This window comes from Pseudomonas sp. QD4 (assembly GCF_049199125.1).
Classification (GTDB): domain Bacteria; phylum Pseudomonadota; class Gammaproteobacteria; order Pseudomonadales; family Pseudomonadaceae; genus Aquipseudomonas.
In genome coordinates this window covers 1,230,254-1,250,658 of sequence record NZ_JBLZOM010000001.1, presented here as the reverse complement: position 1 = coordinate 1,250,658, position 20,405 = coordinate 1,230,254, and the positions used below count along the sequence as shown (strand labels likewise).

Annotated in this window: 17 protein-coding genes; 7 read left to right on the top strand and 10 right to left on the bottom strand. The window is 65.6% G+C overall.

Features of this window, described 5'->3' with window-relative positions; all coding sequences use genetic code 11:
- Window positions 1-15 precede the first annotated feature (15 nt).
- On the bottom strand, window positions 16-507 hold the full coding sequence (locus ACOZJV_RS05320) for a GNAT family N-acetyltransferase (protein ID WP_421547023.1): 492 nt from the start codon (window positions 505-507) through the stop codon (window positions 16-18).
- The gene (locus ACOZJV_RS05315; protein WP_421547022.1) at window positions 507-1,067 is read right to left on the bottom strand and encodes a GNAT family N-acetyltransferase; all 561 of its coding nucleotides are present in this window, start codon (window positions 1,065-1,067) and stop codon (window positions 507-509) included. Before ACOZJV_RS05315 ends, ACOZJV_RS05320 begins: the two co-directional genes overlap by 1 nt.
- Window positions 1,068-1,178: 111 nt before the next feature.
- On the opposite strand from ACOZJV_RS05315, the gene ACOZJV_RS05310 reads away from it, so the two are divergent.
- Window positions 1,179-1,766, top strand: coding sequence for a LysE family translocator (locus tag ACOZJV_RS05310; protein ID WP_078471311.1), 588 nt, complete (start codon window positions 1,179-1,181; stop codon window positions 1,764-1,766).
- Window position 1,767: 1 nt separating this feature from the next.
- Here the strand turns inward: ACOZJV_RS05310 and ACOZJV_RS05305 are convergent, their stop codons facing one another.
- From ACOZJV_RS05305 to ACOZJV_RS05290, 4 genes are all read right to left on the bottom strand, one after another.
- Window positions 1,768-2,601: an AraC family transcriptional regulator gene (locus ACOZJV_RS05305; RefSeq protein WP_078471310.1), complete on the bottom strand. Its 834-nt coding sequence runs from the start codon at window positions 2,599-2,601 to the stop codon at window positions 1,768-1,770.
- 124 nt (window positions 2,602-2,725) lie between these two features.
- Window positions 2,726-5,206 (bottom strand): TonB-dependent siderophore receptor, encoded by a 2,481-nt coding sequence (locus tag ACOZJV_RS05300; protein WP_421547021.1) that lies wholly within the window; start codon window positions 5,204-5,206, stop codon window positions 2,726-2,728.
- A 105-nt stretch (window positions 5,207-5,311) separates the two neighbouring features.
- A complete protein-coding gene (locus ACOZJV_RS05295) occupies window positions 5,312-6,307 on the bottom strand; it encodes a FecR domain-containing protein (protein WP_421547020.1) in 996 nt (331 codons plus the stop codon).
- Between the two features lie 3 nt (window positions 6,308-6,310).
- Window positions 6,311-6,853, bottom strand: a complete 543-nt coding sequence (locus tag ACOZJV_RS05290) for a sigma-70 family RNA polymerase sigma factor (RefSeq protein WP_078471307.1) — start codon at window positions 6,851-6,853, stop codon at window positions 6,311-6,313.
- A gap of 168 nt (window positions 6,854-7,021) precedes the next feature.
- Between ACOZJV_RS05290 and ACOZJV_RS05285 the strand changes: the two genes are divergently transcribed.
- Together ACOZJV_RS05285 and ACOZJV_RS05280 are read left to right on the top strand one after the other, a co-directional pair.
- Entirely contained in the window at window positions 7,022-8,380 is a 1,359-nt protein-coding gene (locus tag ACOZJV_RS05285) for an XAC2610-related protein (RefSeq protein ID WP_421547019.1), read from the top strand.
- Between the two features lie 113 nt (window positions 8,381-8,493).
- Window positions 8,494-10,593, top strand: coding sequence for an EAL domain-containing protein (locus ACOZJV_RS05280; RefSeq protein ID WP_421547018.1), 2,100 nt, complete (start codon window positions 8,494-8,496; stop codon window positions 10,591-10,593).
- Window positions 10,594-10,603: 10 nt separating this feature from the next.
- Here ACOZJV_RS05280 and ACOZJV_RS05275 read toward each other — a convergent pair whose 3' ends face one another.
- Complete coding sequence (locus ACOZJV_RS05275; protein WP_421547017.1) at window positions 10,604-13,072, bottom strand: hypothetical protein; 2,469 nt, start codon at window positions 13,070-13,072, stop codon at window positions 10,604-10,606.
- Window positions 13,073-13,332: 260 nt separating this feature from the next.
- Between ACOZJV_RS05275 and ACOZJV_RS05270 the strand changes: the two genes are divergently transcribed.
- From ACOZJV_RS05270 to ACOZJV_RS05255, 4 genes are all read left to right on the top strand, one after another.
- A complete protein-coding gene (locus ACOZJV_RS05270) occupies window positions 13,333-13,590 on the top strand; it encodes a transmembrane sensor/regulator PpyR (RefSeq protein ID WP_421547585.1) in 258 nt (85 codons plus the stop codon).
- Between the two features lie 28 nt (window positions 13,591-13,618).
- Entirely contained in the window at window positions 13,619-14,749 is a 1,131-nt protein-coding gene (locus ACOZJV_RS05265; protein ID WP_421547584.1) for an NnrS family protein, read from the top strand.
- A gap of 114 nt (window positions 14,750-14,863) precedes the next feature.
- Window positions 14,864-15,832: a diguanylate cyclase gene (locus tag ACOZJV_RS05260; RefSeq protein WP_421547016.1), complete on the top strand. Its 969-nt coding sequence runs from the start codon at window positions 14,864-14,866 to the stop codon at window positions 15,830-15,832.
- Window positions 15,833-15,889: 57 nt separating this feature from the next.
- Window positions 15,890-16,489, top strand: coding sequence for a SagB/ThcOx family dehydrogenase (locus ACOZJV_RS05255; protein WP_421547015.1), 600 nt, complete (start codon window positions 15,890-15,892; stop codon window positions 16,487-16,489).
- A 209-nt stretch (window positions 16,490-16,698) separates the two neighbouring features.
- On the opposite strand, the gene ACOZJV_RS05250 is transcribed toward ACOZJV_RS05255, so the two are convergent.
- From ACOZJV_RS05250 to ACOZJV_RS05240, 3 genes are read right to left on the bottom strand one after another with little or no spacing between them, the layout of a single operon-like run.
- Window positions 16,699-18,309 carry an ABC transporter ATP-binding protein gene (locus ACOZJV_RS05250; RefSeq protein ID WP_421547014.1) on the bottom strand — a complete coding sequence of 537 codons (1,611 nt, stop codon included), beginning with the start codon at window positions 18,307-18,309 and terminating at the stop codon, window positions 16,699-16,701.
- A 1-nt stretch (window position 18,310) separates the two neighbouring features.
- Window positions 18,311-19,330, bottom strand: coding sequence for an ABC transporter permease (locus ACOZJV_RS05245; RefSeq protein WP_421547013.1), 1,020 nt, complete (start codon window positions 19,328-19,330; stop codon window positions 18,311-18,313).
- Between the two features lies 1 nt (window position 19,331).
- Complete coding sequence (locus tag ACOZJV_RS05240) at window positions 19,332-20,405, bottom strand: microcin C ABC transporter permease YejB (protein WP_078471299.1); 1,074 nt, start codon at window positions 20,403-20,405, stop codon at window positions 19,332-19,334.

Genomic DNA, 20,405 nt, shown 5'->3' with positions numbered 1-20,405 from the left:
AAGGCTCTCTTTCGTCTAGGGGTGATTGAAACTGTACAGGGTGCAGGGGTAGCCATCGGCGCTGATGGCTTGGCAATCGAAGGTACCACCGCTGAGGGTGGGCATGACCCTGGCCCAGAACATCCGTGCCGGCTGGTTGGCGTCGATATGGACGATTTGCCAGGCGCCCGGCAGTTGCTCGAGCAATCGGGCGCTGACCGCGCGCCCCAGGCCCTGGCCGCGAAACCTGCGGCTGATAAACAGGTAGCCCAGGTTGTAGCGGGTGCTCGCCGCGTGCACCCGGTCATCGACGCAGGCCATCCCGGCCAGCTCGCCGTCGACACGGATCAGCCATGGGCGGGTATGGGGCGAGCGCCAGTAGTCGTCCTGGGACTGGATCTCGTACAGGCCGTGGCGCCCGAGTTTGAGGGGCAGCCAGGCGCTGAGTTCATAAAGGTAGAACTGCAACAGATGGTCGAGGATATCCAGTTCGTCGCGCTGGGCCGGGCAGAGTTCGAAGGCCGGCATCAGGCGCCACCGGGCCGTGGGTGGTGGGCGAGGTAGTCCTCGGCGTCCAGGCGATACAGCAGGCTGGGCGCGAGGTCGGGGAAATCCTCGAGTTCGCCGTACAGGCTCAGCCCCAGGCGTTCCAGGGCGCGCCGCGAAGGCAGGTTGTCGGGGCGCACCAGGCCGATCACGGCCGGGCGTTGCAGGCGGTGGAACGCCAGTTCCAGGGCGGCGGTCGCCATCTCGTTGGCATAGCCCTGGCCCCAGGCGGGCACCTCCAGGCGGAAGTACAGGTTGAGCCCGGTGCGTTCGCCAAAGCGCGAATCCATGATCCCGCCAAACCCCAGGATCTCTTCAGGGCGTTCGCGCCGGCACAGCGCCCAGTAACCAAACCCCTGTTGTCGCCAGTGTTCGATCCAGCCCTGCACCTTGTCCCGACAGGCATCGCGGCTGGCTGCGCCATTGGGGTTGAAGCGGTTGGTTTCGGGGTCGCCATGGATCGAATGGACCGCATCCAGGTCGCTCAGGGTCGGCATGCGCAACAGCAGGCGTGGGGTGTACAGCGGCGGGACGGGGCGCATCGGCTTATTCCATGGGCGCGGCTTGGGGCCGGGGGCAGTTTTCTTCAATACAGGGGCCGGGCCGGGCATCTACCGTGCTGGCCAGACATTGTGATGGGGAGAAGGTAGGTGATGAGCGTTATATTTTCCATGGCGGCCTTTGCCCTGGCCTGTTCGATTACCCCCGGCCCGGTGAATATCGTGGCCTTGAGTGCGGGTGCCCGGTTCGGTTTGCGGGCCAGCCTGCGGCATGTGACCGGTGCGACCCTGGGCTTCATTCTGTTGCTGGTGCTGATCGGCCTGGGGCTGCATGAGCTGTTGTTGCGCTGGCCGTGGCTGACCCGGGGGATCCAGCTGTTTGGCGTGGGCTTTTTGCTGTTCATGGCCTACAAGCTGGCGCGGGACAGTGGCCAGATCGACACCCAGGGCAACGGTCGGGCGCCGTCGATGCTGTATGGCGCGCTGATGCAGTGGCTCAACCCCAAGGCCTGGCTGGCCTGCGTGGCCGGGATGGGGGCCTTTGCCGCCAATGGCGAGGCTCGGCTGGTGTGGCTGTTTGCAGCGGTGTACCTGGTGATCTGCTACCTGTCGGTGGCCTGCTGGGCCTACGCCGGCACCTTCTTGCGCCAGTACCTGGAACACCCCGGGGGCGTGCGCCGTTTCAACCGCAGCATGGCTGCATTGCTGGTGCTGAGTGCCGGCTACCTGCTGCTGCCCTGAGTCAGGCACGGTACTGCCCGGGCGTCGCCGACAGGTGCTGCTTGAACGCGCGTTGCAGGTGGGCCTGATCGGCAAAGCCGGCTTCGGCGGCCACTTCGGCGATCGCCGCGCCCTGGCGCAGCCGCAGGCAGGCGAGTTGCACCCGCTGGTTGACCAGGAAGGCGTGGGGCGTCATGCCGTAGTGCTGCTTGAACGCACGGTTCAGGTAAGACGCCGACAGCTCCGCGGCCTGGCAGATATCGTGCATTTTCAGGGCGCGGGTACAGTTGTCGCGGATGTAGTCGGCGGCGCGTTCCAGCTTGTGCCTGGGCTCGGGCAGCGGCGCGCAGCCGGGCTCGAGGTGCTGGTGCAAGGTGCGGAAAAAATCCGCGACCTGCTGCTGTTTGTCCAGGCTCGACAGCTGTTCATCCAACAGCACGGCATAGAGCTGGTTGACCCGGGCAAACAGCTGCGGGTCGTTGCTCAACGGCGTGGAATAGGGCTGGAAACCCGGGCCCTGGCTGAACCCTGTCTGTTGCTGCAAGGCCGTCAGCCAAGGGGTGTCGACATACAGCATGCGGTACGACCAGGGCTGGTCCTCGATCGGGTTGCAGGCGTGCACCACGCCCGGGTTGATCAGCACCACGCTGCCGGTGCTGACGTGAAAGGTGCGGTGCTCATGCACGTAGGTGCTGTGCCCGGCGGTGATGGTGCCGAAGGAGAATTGTTCGTGGGAGTGCCGGGCATAGCAGGCCTTGCGGCCATCGGCGATGGCCCGGGCCTCGATAAAAGGCAAGGCTGCATCGCGCCAGAAATGGGGTGCCTGGTCGAAGTGCTGGGCGCCTGACGGCTTCATCGCGGGGCTTCCTTGGGGCGGGCCGGGGTGAACGAGTGTCAGGCGCCGGCCCGACCGGATCAAGTGTTTTCAAACCTGTAGCCGCTGCCGAGCTTCGCCGGCTCGGCAGCGGCTACAGGTCAGGTCAGAAATCCCATTTGGTGGTCAGTTGCAGGCTGCGGGGTTCGCCATAGAAGCCGGTGCTGAAGTTGCCAATGCCGGTGTAGTACTTCTTGTCGAAGAGGTTCTTCACGTTGAGGGTCGAGCTCAGATGCTGGTTGAACTGGTAGCGGGCCATGGCGTCGACCAGGAAGTAGCCGTCCTGGGTAAGGCGTGAGTCATGGCCGCCGTTGACCGTGTCGTTCGGGTCGGGTTGGAACACATTGCCGTAGAACTCGCTCTGCCAGTTGACGCCGCCGCCGATGGTGAGTTTCTGCAGGGCGCCGGGCAACCGGTAGCTGCTGAACACCCGGGCCACCTGCTGCGGCGCGGTGCTGCGCAGGACCGAGCCATAGACATAGTCGTTGTTGACGTCGCGGGTGTGGTTATAGCTGTAGCCGGCGCTGAGGTTCCAGCCTTCCAGCAGCTCGCCGGCCAGTTCCAGTTCGAAGCCCTTGGTGGTGGCGCCCTCGGCGGCGCGGTAGATGGCGTCGGTGCCGAAGCCGCTGACGATCTGCGCCACGTTGTCCTGCTCGATCCTGAACACGGCGAAGCTGGCATTGACCCGGCCGTCCAGGTACTCGGCCTTGATCCCGGCCTCGTAGCTGTCGCCTTCGATGGGGTCGAGGACCTGCCCGCTGGCGTCCTTGCTCATTTGCGGTTGATAGATATTGGTGTAGCTGGTGTACACCGAGTACGTGTCGTTGAGGGCATAGACCACGCCCGCGTAAGGCGTCACTACCCCGGTCTGGTGGTAGCCGGTGCGCATGTCGGCCTGGGCCGGGTCGTCGAAGTCGGTGAAGTCCGAGGCTTTGAAGTCACTGATCCGCCCGCCCAGGATCAGCGACAGGTCGTCGGTGGGTTTCAGCCGGGTGGCGAGGTAGGCGCCGGTCTGGCGTTTGCTGATCTTGTCGCTGCCGGCGCGGGGAATATCCGGCTTGGCGAACTTGCCGTTCCAGTCATAAATGCTGCTGCCGAGCAGCGGGTACACCGAACCGTAGACCGGGTCGTTCTGGCGCGCGTTCATCGAGGTGAAACCGGCGATCAGCTCATGTTCGCGGCCGAGCAGGGTGAAGGGGCCGCTGAGGTTGATGTCGATATTGTCCTGGGTCTGGTCACCGACGAACTTGCCCATGTACATGAACATGCCGTCACCGGTGGCCGCATCCGGGTTGCCGCCGCTGGCCGAGCCGAGCAGGGTGTCGTGCTCGCGGTGCTTGCGGTCGTAGCTGACTTTGAGTTTCCAGTCGTTGGCCAGCTTCTGTTCCAGGGACGCGAACAGGGTCTGGGTCTGGAAGTCGCGGCGGCTCCAGTCGGTGCCGGGGTTGAAGGAGCGCGAGAAACGGGTGCGCGAGCCGTCGCTGTTGTACATCGGGAAGCCGGTCCAGCTGGCACCGCGAGAGCGGGTGTTCTGCTGGTCCATGCCGAAGGTCAGCAGGGTGTCGGGGGTCAGGTCCATTTCCAGGACGCCGTAGGCGATGTCCTTGGTGTTCTGGTAGTGGTCGAGGTTGGATTGGCGTTCCTGATAGACCCCGACAAAGCGCCCGCGCACGTTGCCGCTTTCGGTCAGCGGGCCGGAGATATCGCCCTCGCTGCGGTAATTGTCCCAGGAGCCGACGGTACCGGTGACCGAGGCCTTGAAGTCCCGGGTCGGGCGTTTGCGGATCAGGTTGACCGTGGCCGATGGGTCGCCCGAGCCGGTCATCAGGCCGCTGGCGCCCTTGATGATTTCGACCCGGTCGAAGGTCGCCATATCGGTGCTGGTGGTGCCGTAGTCGTAGACCCCGTCGTAGGTCGAGTTGACCCCGTCGTACTGGAAGTTGGTGATGGGCATGCCCCGGGTCGAGAACTCCCAGCGCTCGCTGTCGTAGTTCTGCACGCTGACCCCGGGGGCGCGACGCAGCGTGTCGGCAATGCTGGTGGCGCCCTGGTCATCCATTTGCTGGCGGGTGATCACGGTCACCGACTGCGGCGTTTCGCGCAGGGACAGGGCCAGGCCGGTGGCCGACGACGTGGCGCCGGTGGTGTAGGACTGGGTGCCCTCGGTGGTGGCGCCCAGGCCCTGGGCCGAGACAGTGGTGGCCCCCAGTTCCACGCGCCCACTGCCCTCGGGCAGGCTCTGCAGCACATAGCCGCCGCTGCTCAGGGGCTGTGCTTGCAGGCCGGAGCCCTGGAGCAGGCGCTGCAAGCCTTCAGCGACGCTGTAGTTGCCGCTGAGCCCGGCGCTGCGCTTGCCCTGTGCCAGCTCGTTCTGCCCGGCGAGGAAGATCCCGGCCTGTTCGCAGAAGCTGTTGAGTGCCGTCACCAGCGACCCCGGGGCAATGTTGAAGGCGCGGGTCTGGTGTTCACTGGCGGGCGCTTCGGCGGCCTGGGCCGGCAGGGGTGCCAGGCACAGCAGGGCGGCGGGGATGGCCAGGGCCAGGGGGCGCAACGGGAAGCGCAAACGCAGGGTGGTGGGTGACGGCATGGGGGTCCCTTTGGATCAATTCGATCGGCAATGTGAGTGCTGCTAAGGGGTTAACCGAAGCAAACATCGAAAAGGGAACCGCAGGTCAAAAAAAATCTTCAGGGCTCATGCCCTGGCTTCGAGGCTGACCCACCAGGGCGCCAGGCGCCGGACCCGGATCGGCAGCGCGGCCTCCAGCAGACGCAGGGCCTGATCGCTGTCGTGCAGCGGGAACGAGCCCATCACCGCCAGGTGCGCAATGGCCGGATCGCAGCCCAGGTGCCCGCTGCGGTAATGCCCAAGCTCCTGCACCAGTTGCCCCAGGGCCAGGTTGTCGGCCAGCAGCAGGCCTCGGCTCCAGGCTTCGCGGGCGGCGCTGGCGTGCTGACTCGGGCCCAGGCTGTAGCGGTCGAAGGCCAGTTGCCGGCCGGCCTCGACCACCTGCACCTGGCCACCGTCGGCGGTGCGCACCTCGACCGCCCCGGCATACACATTGAGCAGGGTGCGTTGCGGCTCCCGGCGCACGCTGAAGCGCGTACCGAGCGCGCGCATCTGCCCGTGTTCGCTGTGCACCAGGAAGGGCCGTTGCAGCGCATCCCGGGCGGTGTCGATCAGCACTTCACCCAGGTGCAGGCGCAGCAGGCGTTGCTGCGGGTCGTAGCGCACGTCCAGGGCGCTCAAGGCATTGAGCCAGATCCGGCTGCCGTCGCTGAGCAGCGCTTCGCGGGTTTCGCCGGTGCCGGTGGCGTAGTCCGAACTCCAGCGGCTCAGGGCATCGGGCAGCGCGGTGCCGCGCCAGGTGCCCCAGCCCAGCAGGCTGGCGCCGCCGAGCAAGAGCAGGCCACGCATACTCTGGCGGCGTGACAGCCCCGCGCGGGCGCCGTGGCGCAGGGCCTGGCTGGCGGCCTGTTGTTCGCCGGCGACCTGCAGTGGCGCAAAACGCTGGCTGACCCGCTCCACGTAACACCAGGCCTGCTGGTGTTCCGGGTTCTGTTCGATCCACTGCTGCCAGCGCTGGCGCTCGTGCTCGGTGGCCTGCGGATCGTGCAGCTGCACGAACCATTGCGCGGCCTGTTGCAGGCTGGCGTGGCTCAGGGTGCCGCGCCTGGCTTCATTGGCCATGGGTCATTGCACCAGCAGGCCGTCGAGCTCGGCTTCGAGCATCGCGCAGTGCATCAGGGCCTGGGCCAGGTATTTCTTGACCATGCGTTCGCTGACGCCGATCTCCACGGCGATGGCCTTGTAGGGCATGCCGTGCAGTTGCGCGAGGACAAAGGCGGCGCTGACCCGCTGCGGCAGGCGCGCGAGCATGGCATCCACTTCGTACAGGGTCTCGATGATAATCGCCCGCTGCTCCGGCGACGGTTGCAGTGGCTCGGGGCGCGCGGCAAGGGCCTGCAACCAGGCCTGTTCCAGTTGCCGGCGGCGCCAGTGATCGATGCACAGGCCACGGGCAATGGTTGCCAGGTACGAACGCTGGTGCACCACGCAGGCCAGCACCGGCGGGCGCTTGAGCACCCGGACGAAAATGTCGTGGGCCAGGTCGGCGGCGTCGCAGGCGTTGCTCAGGCGACGGCGCAGCAACTCGTACAGCCAGCGATGGTGGGTGCTGTAGAGGGTCTGGACCAGGGCGGTATCGGGGGGCAGGGGTGAAAGCACGATGTCCATCCGGCGTGGGGGCGCCTTGGGTGCAAATAGGAATTGATCGCGATTTAAGCAAAAGGGTCAGTCTGGTGCAAATGATATTGGTTTGCTTTTGCATCGGGTGCGTTTCAGTAACCGGTGCTTGCCGTTAAACTGCGCGCCCCCGATTGTTTTGCAAGGATGCCGCTCCCCATGTCTATCCGCCCCGTGCTGGTGGTTGCCGGCCTGCTGCTGGCCACTGCGGCCGCCGCCGAGCCGCTGGTGTATCAGTTGACTGATCCGGCGCAGAAATACCGCGTCGAACTGCGCTTTGCCCAGCCCCCGGTCGACAGCTACGAATCGGCGCCGGCCACCGTCAGCCTGCGTGACAAAACCAGTGGCGAACTCCTGCAAACCCTGGATTCGCCTGCCGCTTATGCCACCCTCAGGCAGGACGGCAGCCTGTCCACCGGGCAGGCGCCGATGTACGGCGACCAGAGCGCGTTGTTTTTCGATGACTTCAACTTTGATGGCGAACAGGACCTGGCCCTGCGCAATGGCAGCGAGGGCGGTTATGGCGGGCCGTCCTACGATGTCTACCTGTTCGACCCCAGCACCCGGCGCCTGCAACTGAGCCCGGCGTTTTCCGACCTGACCCGTAATGGGCAGTTGGGCATGTTCGACACCGATCGCCAGGCCCAGCGCCTGCACACCTGGTCCAAAAGCGGCTGCTGCTGGCATCAGGACGCCAGCTGGAAAGTGGAAAACAACCTGCCGCTGATGGTCGAGGAGCGGATCGAGCAGGGCTACACCCCAGCGCCCGAGGAGGGCTTCATGCCCCGGGGTTATTTCAACGTCACCTACCGTGCCCTGGTCGACGGTCAGTGGCAGGAGCATTCACGACTCGAGAGCCCGGTCAGCGAGGCGCCGCCAGTGTTCAGGGGCACCCTCGAGGGCAAGATCCCGGTCGAGCTCTGGTGGCAGCGCCAGGGCGAAGTGCTGGTGGGCGAAGTGCGTTATCCCAGAGGCGGCAGCGGCCAGCCGATCCTTCTGGTGGGGGGCGACTATGAGACCGGCAGCGTGACCCTGGTGGAGTCCGGCAGCCATGGCGAGATCACCGGCACCTGGTATGTGCAGACCGAAAACAACCCGCAGGGCAAGCGTGAGGCGGTCTGGGTCCAGGGCGCGAAGCGCTTTAACGGGATGCTGCAGGAAATTCCTGGCAAGGTCGCCGAGGACAAGCTCGGGCCGGTGGCCGATGAGCAGCGCAGCGGACGCTACCTGATGCGTGACGCTGCCGAGCAGCGCAGCGCCGAGTTGATCCTGACCCTGGTACCCGGCACCGATCCCCATGCTCTGGGCAGTGTCGATGTGAGCATGCGCCTTGAACGCCCCGGCGTGGCGCCGCTGCTGATGCAGCAACGGGTGCCGCTGACCGCCAGCAACCTGGCTATAGTCTGGAACCCGCAAACCCGGCGCGGCTACCGCTTGCAGTTGCTCAAGGGCGCGCTGCTGATGTCGGGCAACTACGAGTACCGCGACTTGCGCGGGACCTACATCAAGCAGCCCTGAGCCACGAGGAAAATAGCCCTTGCGGGTCGGTGTTTCTTCAGTGTTAGCTTCACTCTCGTCAGCTTTCGAGCAGGCCAGCGCTTGTCCGGGTGTTGCAAGGGAGGGGTAACCAGATGCCGAAAACCCTGTTCAGGCTGTTCTTCACCCATCGCCTGGCGGCCCTGGCGGGCGCCGAGTCGTTGCGGGCGATTCGTGAAGGGTTGTTGTGGTTGCTGCCTTGCCTGCTGGTCTCGGCCAGTTTTCTGATCCTGGCCCAATGTGCCCGCGCCCTGGGCCTGCCGGTGCAGGTGTCGGAGATGTTCGCCGGCCTGCACACCCAGATCAACTCGGTGCTGCCGCTGCTGGTGGCAACGTCCATCGGCTACATGTTGGCCATCCGCTACCGCTTGCCGCAATTGCCCGTGGCCCTGCTGTGCCTGGCCCATGTGGTGATCGCCAGCTACCTGTTGCGTGATTACCCGTTGGCGGCGGCGACCTTCGTCCTGTTCATCGCCATCGCCTCGCCCCTGGTCACGGTGCCGATCATTGCCTGGCTGCACCGTCGGCGCTGGACCCGCCTGGTGCACGAAGACCTGGTGGGCTACAACCTCAAGGGCACCATCAATATGGTGCTGCCGGGGGCGGTGACCGTGCTGCTGCTGGTGTGCGTGCTGCAATTGCTGCTGCAGATTCCGCAGATCGCCTACATGCAGCAGCCCATGAGTCTCGGCTCGCTGGACAGCCCCTACCGCAGTGCGGCCTTGCTGACCTCGGCCAATTCGATCCTGTGGTTTTTCGGGATTCACGGCTCTTACGCCATGCAGCCGCTGTTCGACGTGATGGACCAGGCCGTGGCGATGAATGCCAGCGACCTGGCCGCCGGGCAACCGGTGCGCTTCGCCCTCAACAGCGGCCTGCTGGGTTGCTTCGCCTTTATCGGGGGCTCGGGCGGATCGCTGGCCCTGGTGCTGGCCATCCTGCTGTTTTCGCGCAATCAGTCGATGCGCCTGCTGGCGGTGGCGAGCCTGCCGCTGTCGCTGTTCAACGTCAACGAACTGTTGCTGTTCGGCTTGCCGATCATCCTCAATCCGCGCCTGCTGGTGCCTTTTGTGCTGGTGCCGATGGTCAACGCCACCCTGGCGCTGGGCGCGGTGCAACTGGGCTGGGTGGCGCCGTCGGTGGCCACGGTGCCGTTCACTGCACCGGTGCTGCTCAATGCCTACCTGAGCACTCAGGGCGACTGGGGCGCGGTGTTGCTGCAGGTGGTGCTGCTGGGCCTGGGCACCGTGATTTATGTGCCCTATGTACGCGCGATTCAGCGCCAGAGCGCGGAGAACGCCAAGGTCTACCTGAGGACCTTCGACACCACCTTTCACGGCCTGGAAGAAAAGGGCCGGCTGTTCGAACTCGATCCGGTGGTGGCCTCCTATAAGGCCGCGGCCCTGCGCGCCCATGCGTTCTCCCGGGTGCAGCAGCTCAGCGAGTACGAGTTCCACCTCGAGTATCAGCCCCAGGTGTCCCAGCGCACGGGGCTCTGCACCGGCTGCGAGGCGTTGCTGCGGGCGCGGGATCGCGGCGGCAGCGAGCAGTCGCCCTGGGAACTGTTGCAGTGGCTGGGCCAGGCCAAGCTGATGGCGGATGTGGACTTCTGGGTCGCCTCCCAGGCGGTGCGCCAGCACCTGAGTTGGCAGAAAAGCGGTTTCGAACTGCCGATCACGATCAATATTTCCGGCGCGACCCTGGCCTCCGCCGAGCACAGCGAACGCCTCCTGGAAATCCTCGCCCGGGCCCAGGGCCGGGTCTCGGTGGAGGTCACCGAAGATGCGCTGGTGGGCGATGTGCTGATCACCCAGCGCCTGATCGGCAAGCTGCATGCCATGGGTGCGCGGTTTTATATCGACGATTTCGGCACCGGCTTTTCCGCCTTGAGTTACCTGCATCAGTTTGCCGTGGACAGCATCAAGATCGACCGCAGTTTTGTCCTCGCCCAGCACGAAGCCAAGGGCGCCCAGGTGCTCAATGGCCTGTTGCGGTTCTGCGAGACCCTGGACCTGGGGGTGGTGGTAGAAGGCGTCGAAACCCGCGAGCAGCTGGACTTTCTACAGTCCAGCTCGGAGCTGATCATCCAGGGCTGGTACTTCAGCAAGGCCTTGCCGGCGGCGCAGATCCCCCAATTTGTGATCGACACTGCGCAGCGCGTGCAGGCCACGCGCCGACCGTTGACCGAAGGCTGAGGAAGCGGCCTCAGCGCCGGGCGGCGGGGCCGGTAAAGTCGATGCAGTCCGGGCGCGGCAACGCTTGCCAGGCCTCCAGGTCGGCCTGATCGGCGGCGCGCAGCCACAGGCCGTGATGCTCGATCAGCGGCTCGGCGGGCAGGCTCAGCAACTGGGCCAGGTCGAGCTTCAGCAGGTGGCCGGAATCGCCATCGCGCTCGGGCTGCCAGTCCCGTTCAAACAGGCGGACACTCAGGCGGTCGCCGACAAACGTTTCGAACTGCGGGCGGTTGTGCAACGGCTGCGCCGCGATGCGCAGGCTGCGCTCGCGCACATCGAGCAGCAGCAACTGCCAGCCCCGGCCGTTTTGATCGCGTCCCTGGGTCTCGCTCAACAGGCGGGTCAGTGCCAGGTAGCGCCCGTCCCCGGACCAGATCATCGACGGCGCCAGGTCCTTCAGCGCGCAACCCGAGGCCGTCAGCAGGTGCCCGCCGAGGCGCGGCATGCTCGGCCGCAGCCAGCTGTCGGCGTACTCGGTCTGGCAGCCGAACAGCCAGGCGGCATCCTCCCCGCCAGGGCTGGGCTGGATGAAATCGCCGTCGGCCACCGCGGCTTGCGGGCGCTGCACCCGACGCCAGTCCGGCAGGCGCCGCAGGTGTCCAGCTTCGATCTGCAAGGTCGCGACCTGGTAGTACAGGCGTGAGTCCTCGCGGTAACGGCAGAACGACGCGGCGGTTTCGGCAGGGCCTGCCGGCTGGTTGCAGCGCTGTAACGGGTGGCTGTGCAGCGACTGGTCAAGGCGTCCGGCAATCAGCGCCAGGCTCAGGCGGGCATCGCGAAAATCGAGGATTCGCGCCGCGAGCATGGGCGGACCTGGGATCAGCCGACGCTGTTGCACATCCGCCACCAGCACCTGGCCGGCCACCGCTGGGGCCTGGGTAAAGGGCAGCAGGGCCAGGTAGCGCTGGCAGGTGGATACCCGGTGGTCGAGCAGCCAACTGCCCGGCAGGCTCCAGTCGCCGATCTGGCACTGGTAGCCGCCGAGGCCGTCCGGGTTGTCGCTGAGCCAACTGAAGCGAGCTCGCACCTCGTCGAGCAAGGGCTGGGATTCGATCTGGGCGCTGCCGCGCTGGCCCTGGCTGTCCAGCGGCAGCACCAGGCGAATCCGCGCCAGGGGCAGGTCGGCGACCTGGACCCGGCCCAGGGCGTCATGGCCGACCTGAGTCTGGGTGTCGCCGTGGATGCTCTGCAGTTGGTAGCCGTAGGTCCCGTAGTCCGGCTGGGCGCAGTCGAGGTAGGCGTCGAAGCGCAGGTGCTGATGGTCCAGGGCCGGCAGGCTGTACCAGTAGAAGGACGGCTCCTGCGGGCTCGCCTGCCAGGGCTCGGGCAGCGCCCGCCAGCCCTGGTCGAGTTGCCACAGCCAATAGCCGCGGGTGTCGCTGGCCGGGTCGTCGGCCAGGCAGGCAAACCCGTCGCCGGCCGCGCTCCACACCCGCGGGCTGTCGGCCCCGAGCAGCAGGCCGGAAGGCTGGCCGTCGAGGCTCAGGTGATAGCGGGGGCTGCGCAACGGCTCCAGGGGTTGCTCCAACGTGCGCAGGCTGTCAGGCAGGGCGATCTGCCCCGTCAGGCAGTGCTTGCCCTCGGGGCTGTGTTCTTCCAGCCCGACCCGGGCCACGGCCTGCTGCCAGGCGCCGGGCTCGAGCCACAGGTCGGCGATCGGCACCAGGTCCACCGCCCGCGCGCCCTGCAGCAAATCTTGCAGCGGGTCCTGGCGCGTGCCGTTGTCCACCAGCGGGCTGTAGCGACCGCCGAGGCCCGCTGCATCGAAGCGATCGAGTTCCCAGAACTCACTGTGGGCGCAGTGATAGACCCGGCGCTGCTGGCGGTCGAGTATCACCAGCCCCCAGTTCTGGCGCGACGGCACTGGGGCGGCGAAGTAGCGCCCGTCCTCGCTGAAGCGCGCCGAGGCGCCCAGGCCCTCCAGCAGCACACCATCGGGGAACAGGTAGTCGCAATAGGTCGGGCCGCCCATGGCGATTTCACCCTGGTTGAACACCCGGATCGGCTCGCCTTCCGGGGTCACTTGCGGTTCGTTGCCGCCCCAGGCGCTGGGGCCGGAGCCGCCGTCGTCGCCCTGGGTGACGCGGGCCAGGCCCAGGCGCCGCTCCAGACTGCTGATAGCCGCCATCCCGGCAACGATGCTGACAAACGCCGCGGCAATGTCCCAGTACGCCGGCAGCGCCCGGCCCAGGCTGAACCCCAGGCCGAACACCGCGCTGATCAGCAGACGGATCCAGCCCCGGGCCAGGGTGCTCCAGCCCAGGCGCGCGCTGAGCCAGGCCAGCAGTGCGCAGCTGGCGACCACCAGCAACGCCAGGGGCGGCGGCAGCAGGGTGACGAAAAAGATCGGCAGCAGCAGTGCCAGCAATTGCCACAGCAGCTCCAGCAACAGGCGGCCCAGGCTTTTTTCGGCACTGACGGGAGCGGGACGGTTAGCCACCAGGAGACATCCTTGTGTGCAAGAGGGGACGGCGCCCAAGGGGGTGGGCACGAATCGGGCAAATCTACGCCTTTGGCGCGGAAAAAGGCAGCCTGCCTTTATGGGTCATTATGACTGCGTAGATAGTCATAAAGACTGCGAAAATCAGATGTCATTATGACTCGAATGATTTTATCTGGCTGAATTTAAAGGCGTTATTGGTTGGCATGAATACTGATACTACAAGGCTATATCCGAAGCGCTGTCGAGGAGTATCCATGATGATCCGTGACTTCAGTTCACCGCAGCAGGTCCTGCAACTGTCGAGCAAGGTGCTGGCCCTGGGCGCGTTGTTATTGGCGGTGGGCGTGTATGGCGCCTATTTCTATTCGGGGCCGGCGCCGATTGGCGCATTGGTGTCCCTGCACACCCTGGTGATTCTCGGGCCGACCTTGCTCAAGGTCGGTTATGTCATGCGTTTACTGGCTCAGCGCCGGTTGTACGCAGAGCAGGAGAGTGCAGCCTGTGTCATGGCATAAGTCTTACCTGAGCTGGACCGGTCGGCCGCTGTGGAGCCTGGGCTTTCGCCCGTTTTTTCTCGCCGGGGCCGGCTTCGGCTGCATCGCCCTGGCGCTCTGGGGGATGTGGCTGTACGGGCGTTTGCCCGGCGTGCAGCCGGTGGGCGGGATGCTGGCCTGGCATCGACACGAGATGCCCTTTGGTTTCGCCACGGCGATCATTGCCGGTTTTCTGCTGACCGCGGTGCCGAACTGGACCGGGCGCCCCGGCATCAGCGGCGGGCCGTTGTTCGGGCTGTGGCTGGTCTGGCTGGTGGCGCGCCTGGCGTGGTGGCTGCCGTTGCCGGCTCCGCTGCTGCTCGGGCTGCAAGGGCTGTTTTTACCGCTGCTGGCGTGGGTCCTGGGCCGTGAACTGGTGGCCGCCGGCAAACGCGACAATTACCCGATCGTCGCGGTGCTGGGGCTGTTGGCGCTGTGCCAGGGCCTGACCCTGTGGGGCATCGCCGAGAATGACCTGGCCTATCAGCGGCGCGGCGTGCTGGCGGCCCTGTGGCTGGTGGCGGCGCTGCTCAGTGTGATTGGCGGGCGGGTGATTCCGTTCTTTATCCAGCGCGGCCTGAACCGCCCGGCCAGCCCGGCGGATCGCCCCTGGACCACGCGCCTGCTGTTGATCACTACGTTGCTGCTGGCGCTGTCCATCGGCCTGGGCCTGGGTGAGCTGCCGACGCCCTGGCTGGTGCTGCCTTATGGTTTGCTCCTGGTCTTGCACGTGCGGCGGCTGTGGCGTTGGCATGACCGCGGCCTGTGGCGCGTGCCGCTGTTGTGGTCGCTGTACCTGGCCTATGCCTGGCTGGCCCTGGCGGCGCTGGCGATGGGGCTCTGGCACCTCGGTGTATTGCCGTACCAAAGCCTGGCCAGCCATGCCCTGGCGGTGGGCGGGTTGGGCGGTCTGGTGCTGGCGATGATCGCCCGGGTCAGCCTGGGGCATACCGGGCGCCCCCTGCGCGCGCCGATAACGGTGGTGATCGGCTTTGGCCTGATGCTGCTGGCGGCCTTGTGTCGGGTGCTGCTGGTGCCGTTCAACGGCTGGGCGCTGGGGTTGTCGGCGGCCTTGTGGTGCGCGGCCCTGGCTTTATTTCTGCTGAGTTACAGCGGGTTGTTGCTCAAGCCCAGGCTTTGAGCCTTGAGGTGCCTGGAGGGCGGACGTCGGCGGCGGATCGGTAAAACGGTCGGGAGTGAAAAGGGGCGGTGGTCTACGCTAAGCAAAAAAGTTAGCCGCCCAATGGAGTTCGCGATGTTGTCCCCAGCCAAGCCCGCCAATGAAGCTGCGCGGGTGAAGACCCTACATGCATTGAAGCTGCTCGATACCGAGGCCGAAGAACGTTTCGACCGGTTGACCCGCCTGGCCAAGCGCTTGTTCGGCGTGCCCATTGCTCTGGTCAGTCTGGTGGACAGCGAGCGGCAGTGGTTCAAGTCCTGCATGGGCCTGGAGGCCAGCGAAACCTCGCGGGATATCTCATTCTGCGGGCATGCGATTCTCGGCGAGCAGATCCTTTTGGTCAGCGATGCCGAGCTCGACGACCGTTTCCATGACAACCCACTGGTGGTCGGCGAGCCGGGGATTCGCTTCTACGCCGGCTGTCCGCTGGCCGTGGCCGATGGCAGCAAGCTCGGCACCCTGTGCCTGATCGACGTCAAGCCACGGGATCTCGACGACGAGGAGCGCGGGCTCCTGCGCGACCTGGGACGCATGGCCGAGCAGGAACTGGCGGCGGTGCAGATGGCGAGCATGGATGAGCTGACCCTGCTGTCCAACCGCCGTGGTTTCGTGGCCCTGGCCCGCTATGGCCTGGCGGCATGCCAGCGCCTGGCCAAACCCGCGACCCTGCTGTTTTTCGACCTCAACGACTTCAAGCAGATCAACGACACCTACGGCCATGCCGAAGGCGACATGGCACTCAAGACTTTCGCCGATGTGCTGCGCATTGCCTTCCGTGAAAGCGACGTGATCGGCCGCCTGGGTGGCGACGAGTTCGTGGCGCTGCTGACCGGTTCCAACCATATCGAGACCTCGGCGATCATGGCCCGCCTGCAAGAGATCCTCGACGAGCGCAACACGACCCTGCAGCGCGGCTACGACTTGCGCTTCAGCGTCGGCCTGGTGGAGTACGACCCCGAGAGCCAGCAGAGCGTCGAAGACCTGCTGGCCGAGGCGGACAAGGCGATGTACGTGCACAAGCAGGCGCTGCGCAAAAAACTTTGATCGGGGCCTTGGCGAAGCTGTTAACGTCAGGCTCTTTTTCAGCCTGGAAGACGCCCCATGGATGCCCGCGCCAGTGACCTGCTGCACAGCCTGTTGTCGAACCGACGCAGCCAGCGCGATTTCAGTGACCAGGGCCTGGCCCTGGCACAGCTGAACTCGATCCTGCTGGCCGGCCAGGGCCACACCTCGCCCGACGGCAAGCGCGGCGCACCTTCGGCGCATGCCTTGCACCCTCTGCGCCTGCGGGTGATTGCCCGGCGCGTGGAGGGCCTCGCCCCCGGTGTCCACGACTTCGACAGTGCCTCGGCCACCCTGCATCAGGTCGGCCCGGCGTTGAGCCCGGGCAGCCTCAACGCTGCGGCCCTGGGCGATGAAACCTGGCTGGAGCAGGCCGCCGCCGTGGTGGTGATCATCGCTGACCGCGAGTTGGCGATCCGGCATTTTGCCGAGCAGCAGGCCGATGGCCTCCGGGGTGCGCGCTACGTGGATTTCGAGGCCGGCGCGGTGACCCAGAACATGTACCTGGCCGTGACGGCCGTCGGATTGGGCGCGGTGGTGGTGATGGGCTTCGATGACCTGTCGATGAACGCCACCCTGGGCCTCACGGGCAGCGAGGCGGCAGTGGCGTTGTTTTGTGTTGGGCAGCCTCGGCGCTAGGTGAATAGCCACCCAGGGGCGAGGGAGCAAGCTCGCGTTCGGCCGCTTAGCGGTCGCAAGGGGGTGCACTGCGTCGGGTCAGATGCGTCGAGGTGGTAGGGATTGGGCCCGCTGCGCGGGCCAGCGGGAGCAAGCGCCCTCGCCACACAAGTGCAGCATTGCGCTACCCATTAACGGGTTTCCCTCAACGCTGTGGCGAGGGCAGGGCCTTATTCGGCTCCCTCGGGCACCAGAAACGCGGCTTCCAGCAACTGCCGGGTGTAGGGGTGTTGCGGCGCGGCGAAGATGTCCCTGGCGTCGCCCTGTTCCACCACCTGGCCGTGCTTGATCACCATCAGTTGATGACTCAGGGCCTTGACCACTGCCAGGTCGTGGCTGATGAACAGGTAGGTCAGGTTGTACTTGCTTTGCAGCTTGCGCAGCAGCTCCACCACCTGGCGTTGCACGGTGCGGTCCAGGGCCGAGGTCGGTTCGTCGAGCAGGATCAGCCGTGGCTTGAGCACCAGGGCCCGGGCAATGGCGATGCGCTGGCGCTGGCCGCCGGAGAACTCGTGGGGGTAGCGATTGCGGGTCTCGGGGTCGAGGCCGACTTCCTTGAGGGCGTCGATGATTGCCTGTTCCTGCTCGGCCTCGGTGCCGATCTTGTGGATGCGCAGGCCTTCGCCAACGATCTGGCTGACGCTCATGCGCGGGCTGAGGCTGCCGAACGGGTCCTGGAACACCACCTGCATTTCCCGACGCAGCGGGCGCACCTGTTGCTGCGACAGGCTGTCCAGCGCCTGGCCTTCGAAGCGAATCCCGCCCTTGCTGCCGATCAGCCGCAGGATGGCCAGGCCCAGGGTCGATTTGCCCGAGCCGCTTTCGCCGACGATGCCCAGGGTCTGGCCCTGGGGCAGGCTGAAATTGATGCCGTCCACGGCCTTGACGTAGTCCACGGTGTTGCGCAGAAAGCCTTTCTTGATCGGGAACCAGACTTTCAGGTCGTCGACCTCCAGCAGTGGCGGCCCGACTTCGTTGCCAGCCGGGATGCCGCTGGGTTCCGCCGCCAGCAACTCCTGGGTGTAAGGGTGCTGCGGCGAGCGGAACAGCTCGGCGCACGACGCCTGCTCGACAATCCGCCCGCGCTGCATCACGCACACCCGGTGGGCGATGCGCCGCACCAGGTTCAAGTCGTGGCTGATCAGCAGCAGCGCCATGCCCAGGCGGGCCTGCAACTCCTTGAGTAGTTCGAGGATCTTCAACTGCACGGTGACGTCCAGCGCGGTGGTCGGCTCGTCGGCGATCAGCAGCTCCGGCTCGTTGGCCAGGGCCATGGCGATCATCACCCGCTGCCGCTGGCCGCCGGAAAGCTCGTGGGGCAGGGCCTTGAGCCGCTTGTGCGGTTCAGGGATGCCCACCAGCTCCAGCAGTTCCAGGGTGCGTCGGGTCGCGACCTTGCCGCTCAGGCCCTTGTGCAGGCCGAGCACTTCATTGATCTGCTTCTCGATGCTGTGCAGCGGGTTGAGGGAGGTCATGGGCTCCTGGAAGATCATCGCGATCCGGTTGCCGCGGATATGGCGGAGGGTCTTCTCTTTCAGGGTCAGCAGGTCCTGGCCGGAATAAGTGATGGTGCCGGAGGGGTGGCGCGCCAGGGGGTAGGGCAGCAGGCGCAGGATCGAGTGCGCGGTCACCGACTTGCCGGAGCCGCTTTCGCCCACCAGGGCCAGGGTTTCACCGCGCTTGATGTCGAAGCTGATGCCTTCGACCACCCGTTGCTGTTGCTCGCCGACCACAAATTCGACGGCGAGGTCGCGGACTTCGATCAGATTGTCCTGATTCATCTCATTTCCTCGGGTCGAAGGCGTCGCGAGCGGACTCGCCAATAAACACCAGCAGGCTGAGCATCATCGCCAGCACGGCAAAGGCACTGATGCCCAGCCACGGAGCCTGCAGGTTGGATTTGCCCTGGGCCACCAGCTCGCCCAGGGACGGTGCGCCCGGGGGCAGGCCGAAGCCGAGGAAGTCGAGGGCGGTCAGGGTGCCGATGGCACCGGTGAGGATGAACGGCATGAAGGTCATGGTCGAGACCATGGCGTTGGGCAGGATATGGCGGAACATGATCGCGCCGTTCTGCATCCCCAGGGCCCTGGCCGCGCGCACGTATTCCAGGTTGCGCCCGCGCAGGAACTCGGCGCGCACCACGTCCACCAGGCTCATCCAGGAAAACAGCAGCATGATCCCCAGCAGCCACCAGAAGTTGGGCTGCACGAAACTGGCAAGGATGATCAGCAGGTACAGCACCGGCAGCCCGGACCAGATCTCCAGGAAGCGCTGCCCCACCAGGTCGACCCAGCCGCCGTAGAAGCCCTGCAGGGCGCCGGCGATCACGCCGATGATGGAACTGAGCACGGTCAGGGTCAGGGCGAACAGCACCGAAATCCGGAAGCCGTAGATCACCCGGGCCAGCACATCGCGGCCCTGGTCATCGGTGCCCAGCAGGTTGTCCGCCGAGGGCGGTGCCGGGGCTGGGACCCGCAGGTCGTAGTTGATGCTCTGGTAGCTGAACGGGATGGGCGCCCAGAGCACCCAGGCGTCCTTGGCCGCCAGCAGCTCGCGGATATACGGGCTCTTGTAGTTGGCTTCCAGGGGGAATTCACCGCCGAAGGTGGTTTCCGGGTAGCGCTTGAGCGCCGGGAAGTACCAGCTGTCGTCGTAATGCACCACCAGCGGCTTGTCGTTGGCGATCAGCTCGGCGCCCAGGCTCGCGCCAAACAGGATCAGGAACAGCCACAGCGACCACCAGCCACGCTTGTTGGCCTTGAAACGCTCGAAGCGCCGACGATTGAGGGGGGACAGTTTCATCTCAATGCTCCCGGCTTTCGAAGTCGATGCGCGGATCGACCAGGGTGTAGGTGAGGTCGCCGATCAGTTTCACCACCAGCCCCAGCAGGGTGAAGATGAACAGGGTGCCGAACACCACCGGGTAATCGCGGTTGATCGCCGCTTCAAAACTCATCAGGCCCAGGCCGTCGAGGGAGAAGATCACTTCCACCAGCAACGAACCGGTGAAGAAAATCCCGATAAAGGCCGAGGGGAAGCCGGCGATCACCAGCAGCATGGCGTTGCGGAACACATGGCCGTACAGCACTTTGCGCTGGGTCAGACCCTTGGCCTTGGCGGTGATTACGTACTGCTTGTTGATCTCGTCGAGGAAGCTGTTCTTGGTGAGCAGGGTCATGGTCGCGAAGTTGCCGATCACCAAGGCCGTCACCGGCAGGGCCAGGTGCCAGAAGTAGTCGAGGATCTTGCCGCCCCAGCTCAACTGGTCGAAATTGTTGGAGGTCAGCCCGCGCAAGGGAAACCAGTCGAAGTAACTGCCGCCGGCGAACACCACGATCAGCAGGATGGCGAACAGGAACGCCGGGATCGCGTAGCCGACGATGATCGCCGAGCTGGTCCAGACATCGAAGTGACTGCCGTGACGGGTGGCCTTGGCGATCCCCAGGGGGATCGACACCAGGTACATGATCAAAGTGCTCCAGAGCCCGAGGGAGATGGACACCGGCATCTTTTCCTTGATCAGGTCCACCACCTTGGCATCGCGAAAGAAGCTGTCGCCGAAATCCAGGGTCGCGTAGTTCTTGATCATGATCCACAGGCGTTCCGGCGCCGACTTGTCGAAGCCGTACATCTTCTCGATTTCCTTGACCAGGGCCGGGTCCAGGCCCTGGGCGCCGCGGTAGCTGGATCCGGCCACCGAGACTTCGGCGCCGCCGCCGGCAATGCGGCTGGTGGCGCCTTCGAAACCTTCGAGCTTGGCGATCATCTGCTCCACCGGCCCGCCGGGCGCGGCCTGGATGATGACGAAGTTGATCAGCAGGATACCCAGCAGGGTGGGGATGATCAGCAGCAGTCGACGAACAATGTAGGCCAGCAT

Coding starts and splice junctions, on each gene's coding strand:
- ACOZJV_RS05270 (WP_421547585.1), top strand. CDS start 13,333: ATGATCCGTGACTTCAGTTCACCGCAGCAGGTCCTGCAACTGTCGAGC.
- ACOZJV_RS05245 (WP_421547013.1), bottom strand. CDS start 19,330: ATGAAACTGTCCCCCCTCAATCGTCGGCGCTTCGAGCGTTTCAAGGCC.
- ACOZJV_RS05320 (WP_421547023.1), bottom strand. CDS start 507: ATGCCGGCCTTCGAACTCTGCCCGGCCCAGCGCGACGAACTGGATATC.
- ACOZJV_RS05295 (WP_421547020.1), bottom strand. CDS start 6,307: ATGGCCAATGAAGCCAGGCGCGGCACCCTGAGCCACGCCAGCCTGCAA.
- ACOZJV_RS05280 (WP_421547018.1), top strand. CDS start 8,494: ATGCCGAAAACCCTGTTCAGGCTGTTCTTCACCCATCGCCTGGCGGCC.
- ACOZJV_RS05305 (WP_078471310.1), bottom strand. CDS start 2,601: ATGAAGCCGTCAGGCGCCCAGCACTTCGACCAGGCACCCCATTTCTGG.
- ACOZJV_RS05315 (WP_421547022.1), bottom strand. CDS start 1,067: ATGCGCCCCGTCCCGCCGCTGTACACCCCACGCCTGCTGTTGCGCATG.
- ACOZJV_RS05250 (WP_421547014.1), bottom strand. CDS start 18,309: ATGAATCAGGACAATCTGATCGAAGTCCGCGACCTCGCCGTCGAATTT.
- ACOZJV_RS05260 (WP_421547016.1), top strand. CDS start 14,864: ATGTTGTCCCCAGCCAAGCCCGCCAATGAAGCTGCGCGGGTGAAGACC.
- ACOZJV_RS05255 (WP_421547015.1), top strand. CDS start 15,890: ATGGATGCCCGCGCCAGTGACCTGCTGCACAGCCTGTTGTCGAACCGA.
- ACOZJV_RS05310 (WP_078471311.1), top strand. CDS start 1,179: ATGAGCGTTATATTTTCCATGGCGGCCTTTGCCCTGGCCTGTTCGATT.
- ACOZJV_RS05300 (WP_421547021.1), bottom strand. CDS start 5,206: ATGCCGTCACCCACCACCCTGCGTTTGCGCTTCCCGTTGCGCCCCCTG.
- ACOZJV_RS05240 (WP_078471299.1), bottom strand. CDS start 20,405: ATGCTGGCCTACATTGTTCGTCGACTGCTGCTGATCATCCCCACCCTG.
- ACOZJV_RS05290 (WP_078471307.1), bottom strand. CDS start 6,853: ATGGACATCGTGCTTTCACCCCTGCCCCCCGATACCGCCCTGGTCCAG.
- ACOZJV_RS05285 (WP_421547019.1), top strand. CDS start 7,022: ATGTCTATCCGCCCCGTGCTGGTGGTTGCCGGCCTGCTGCTGGCCACT.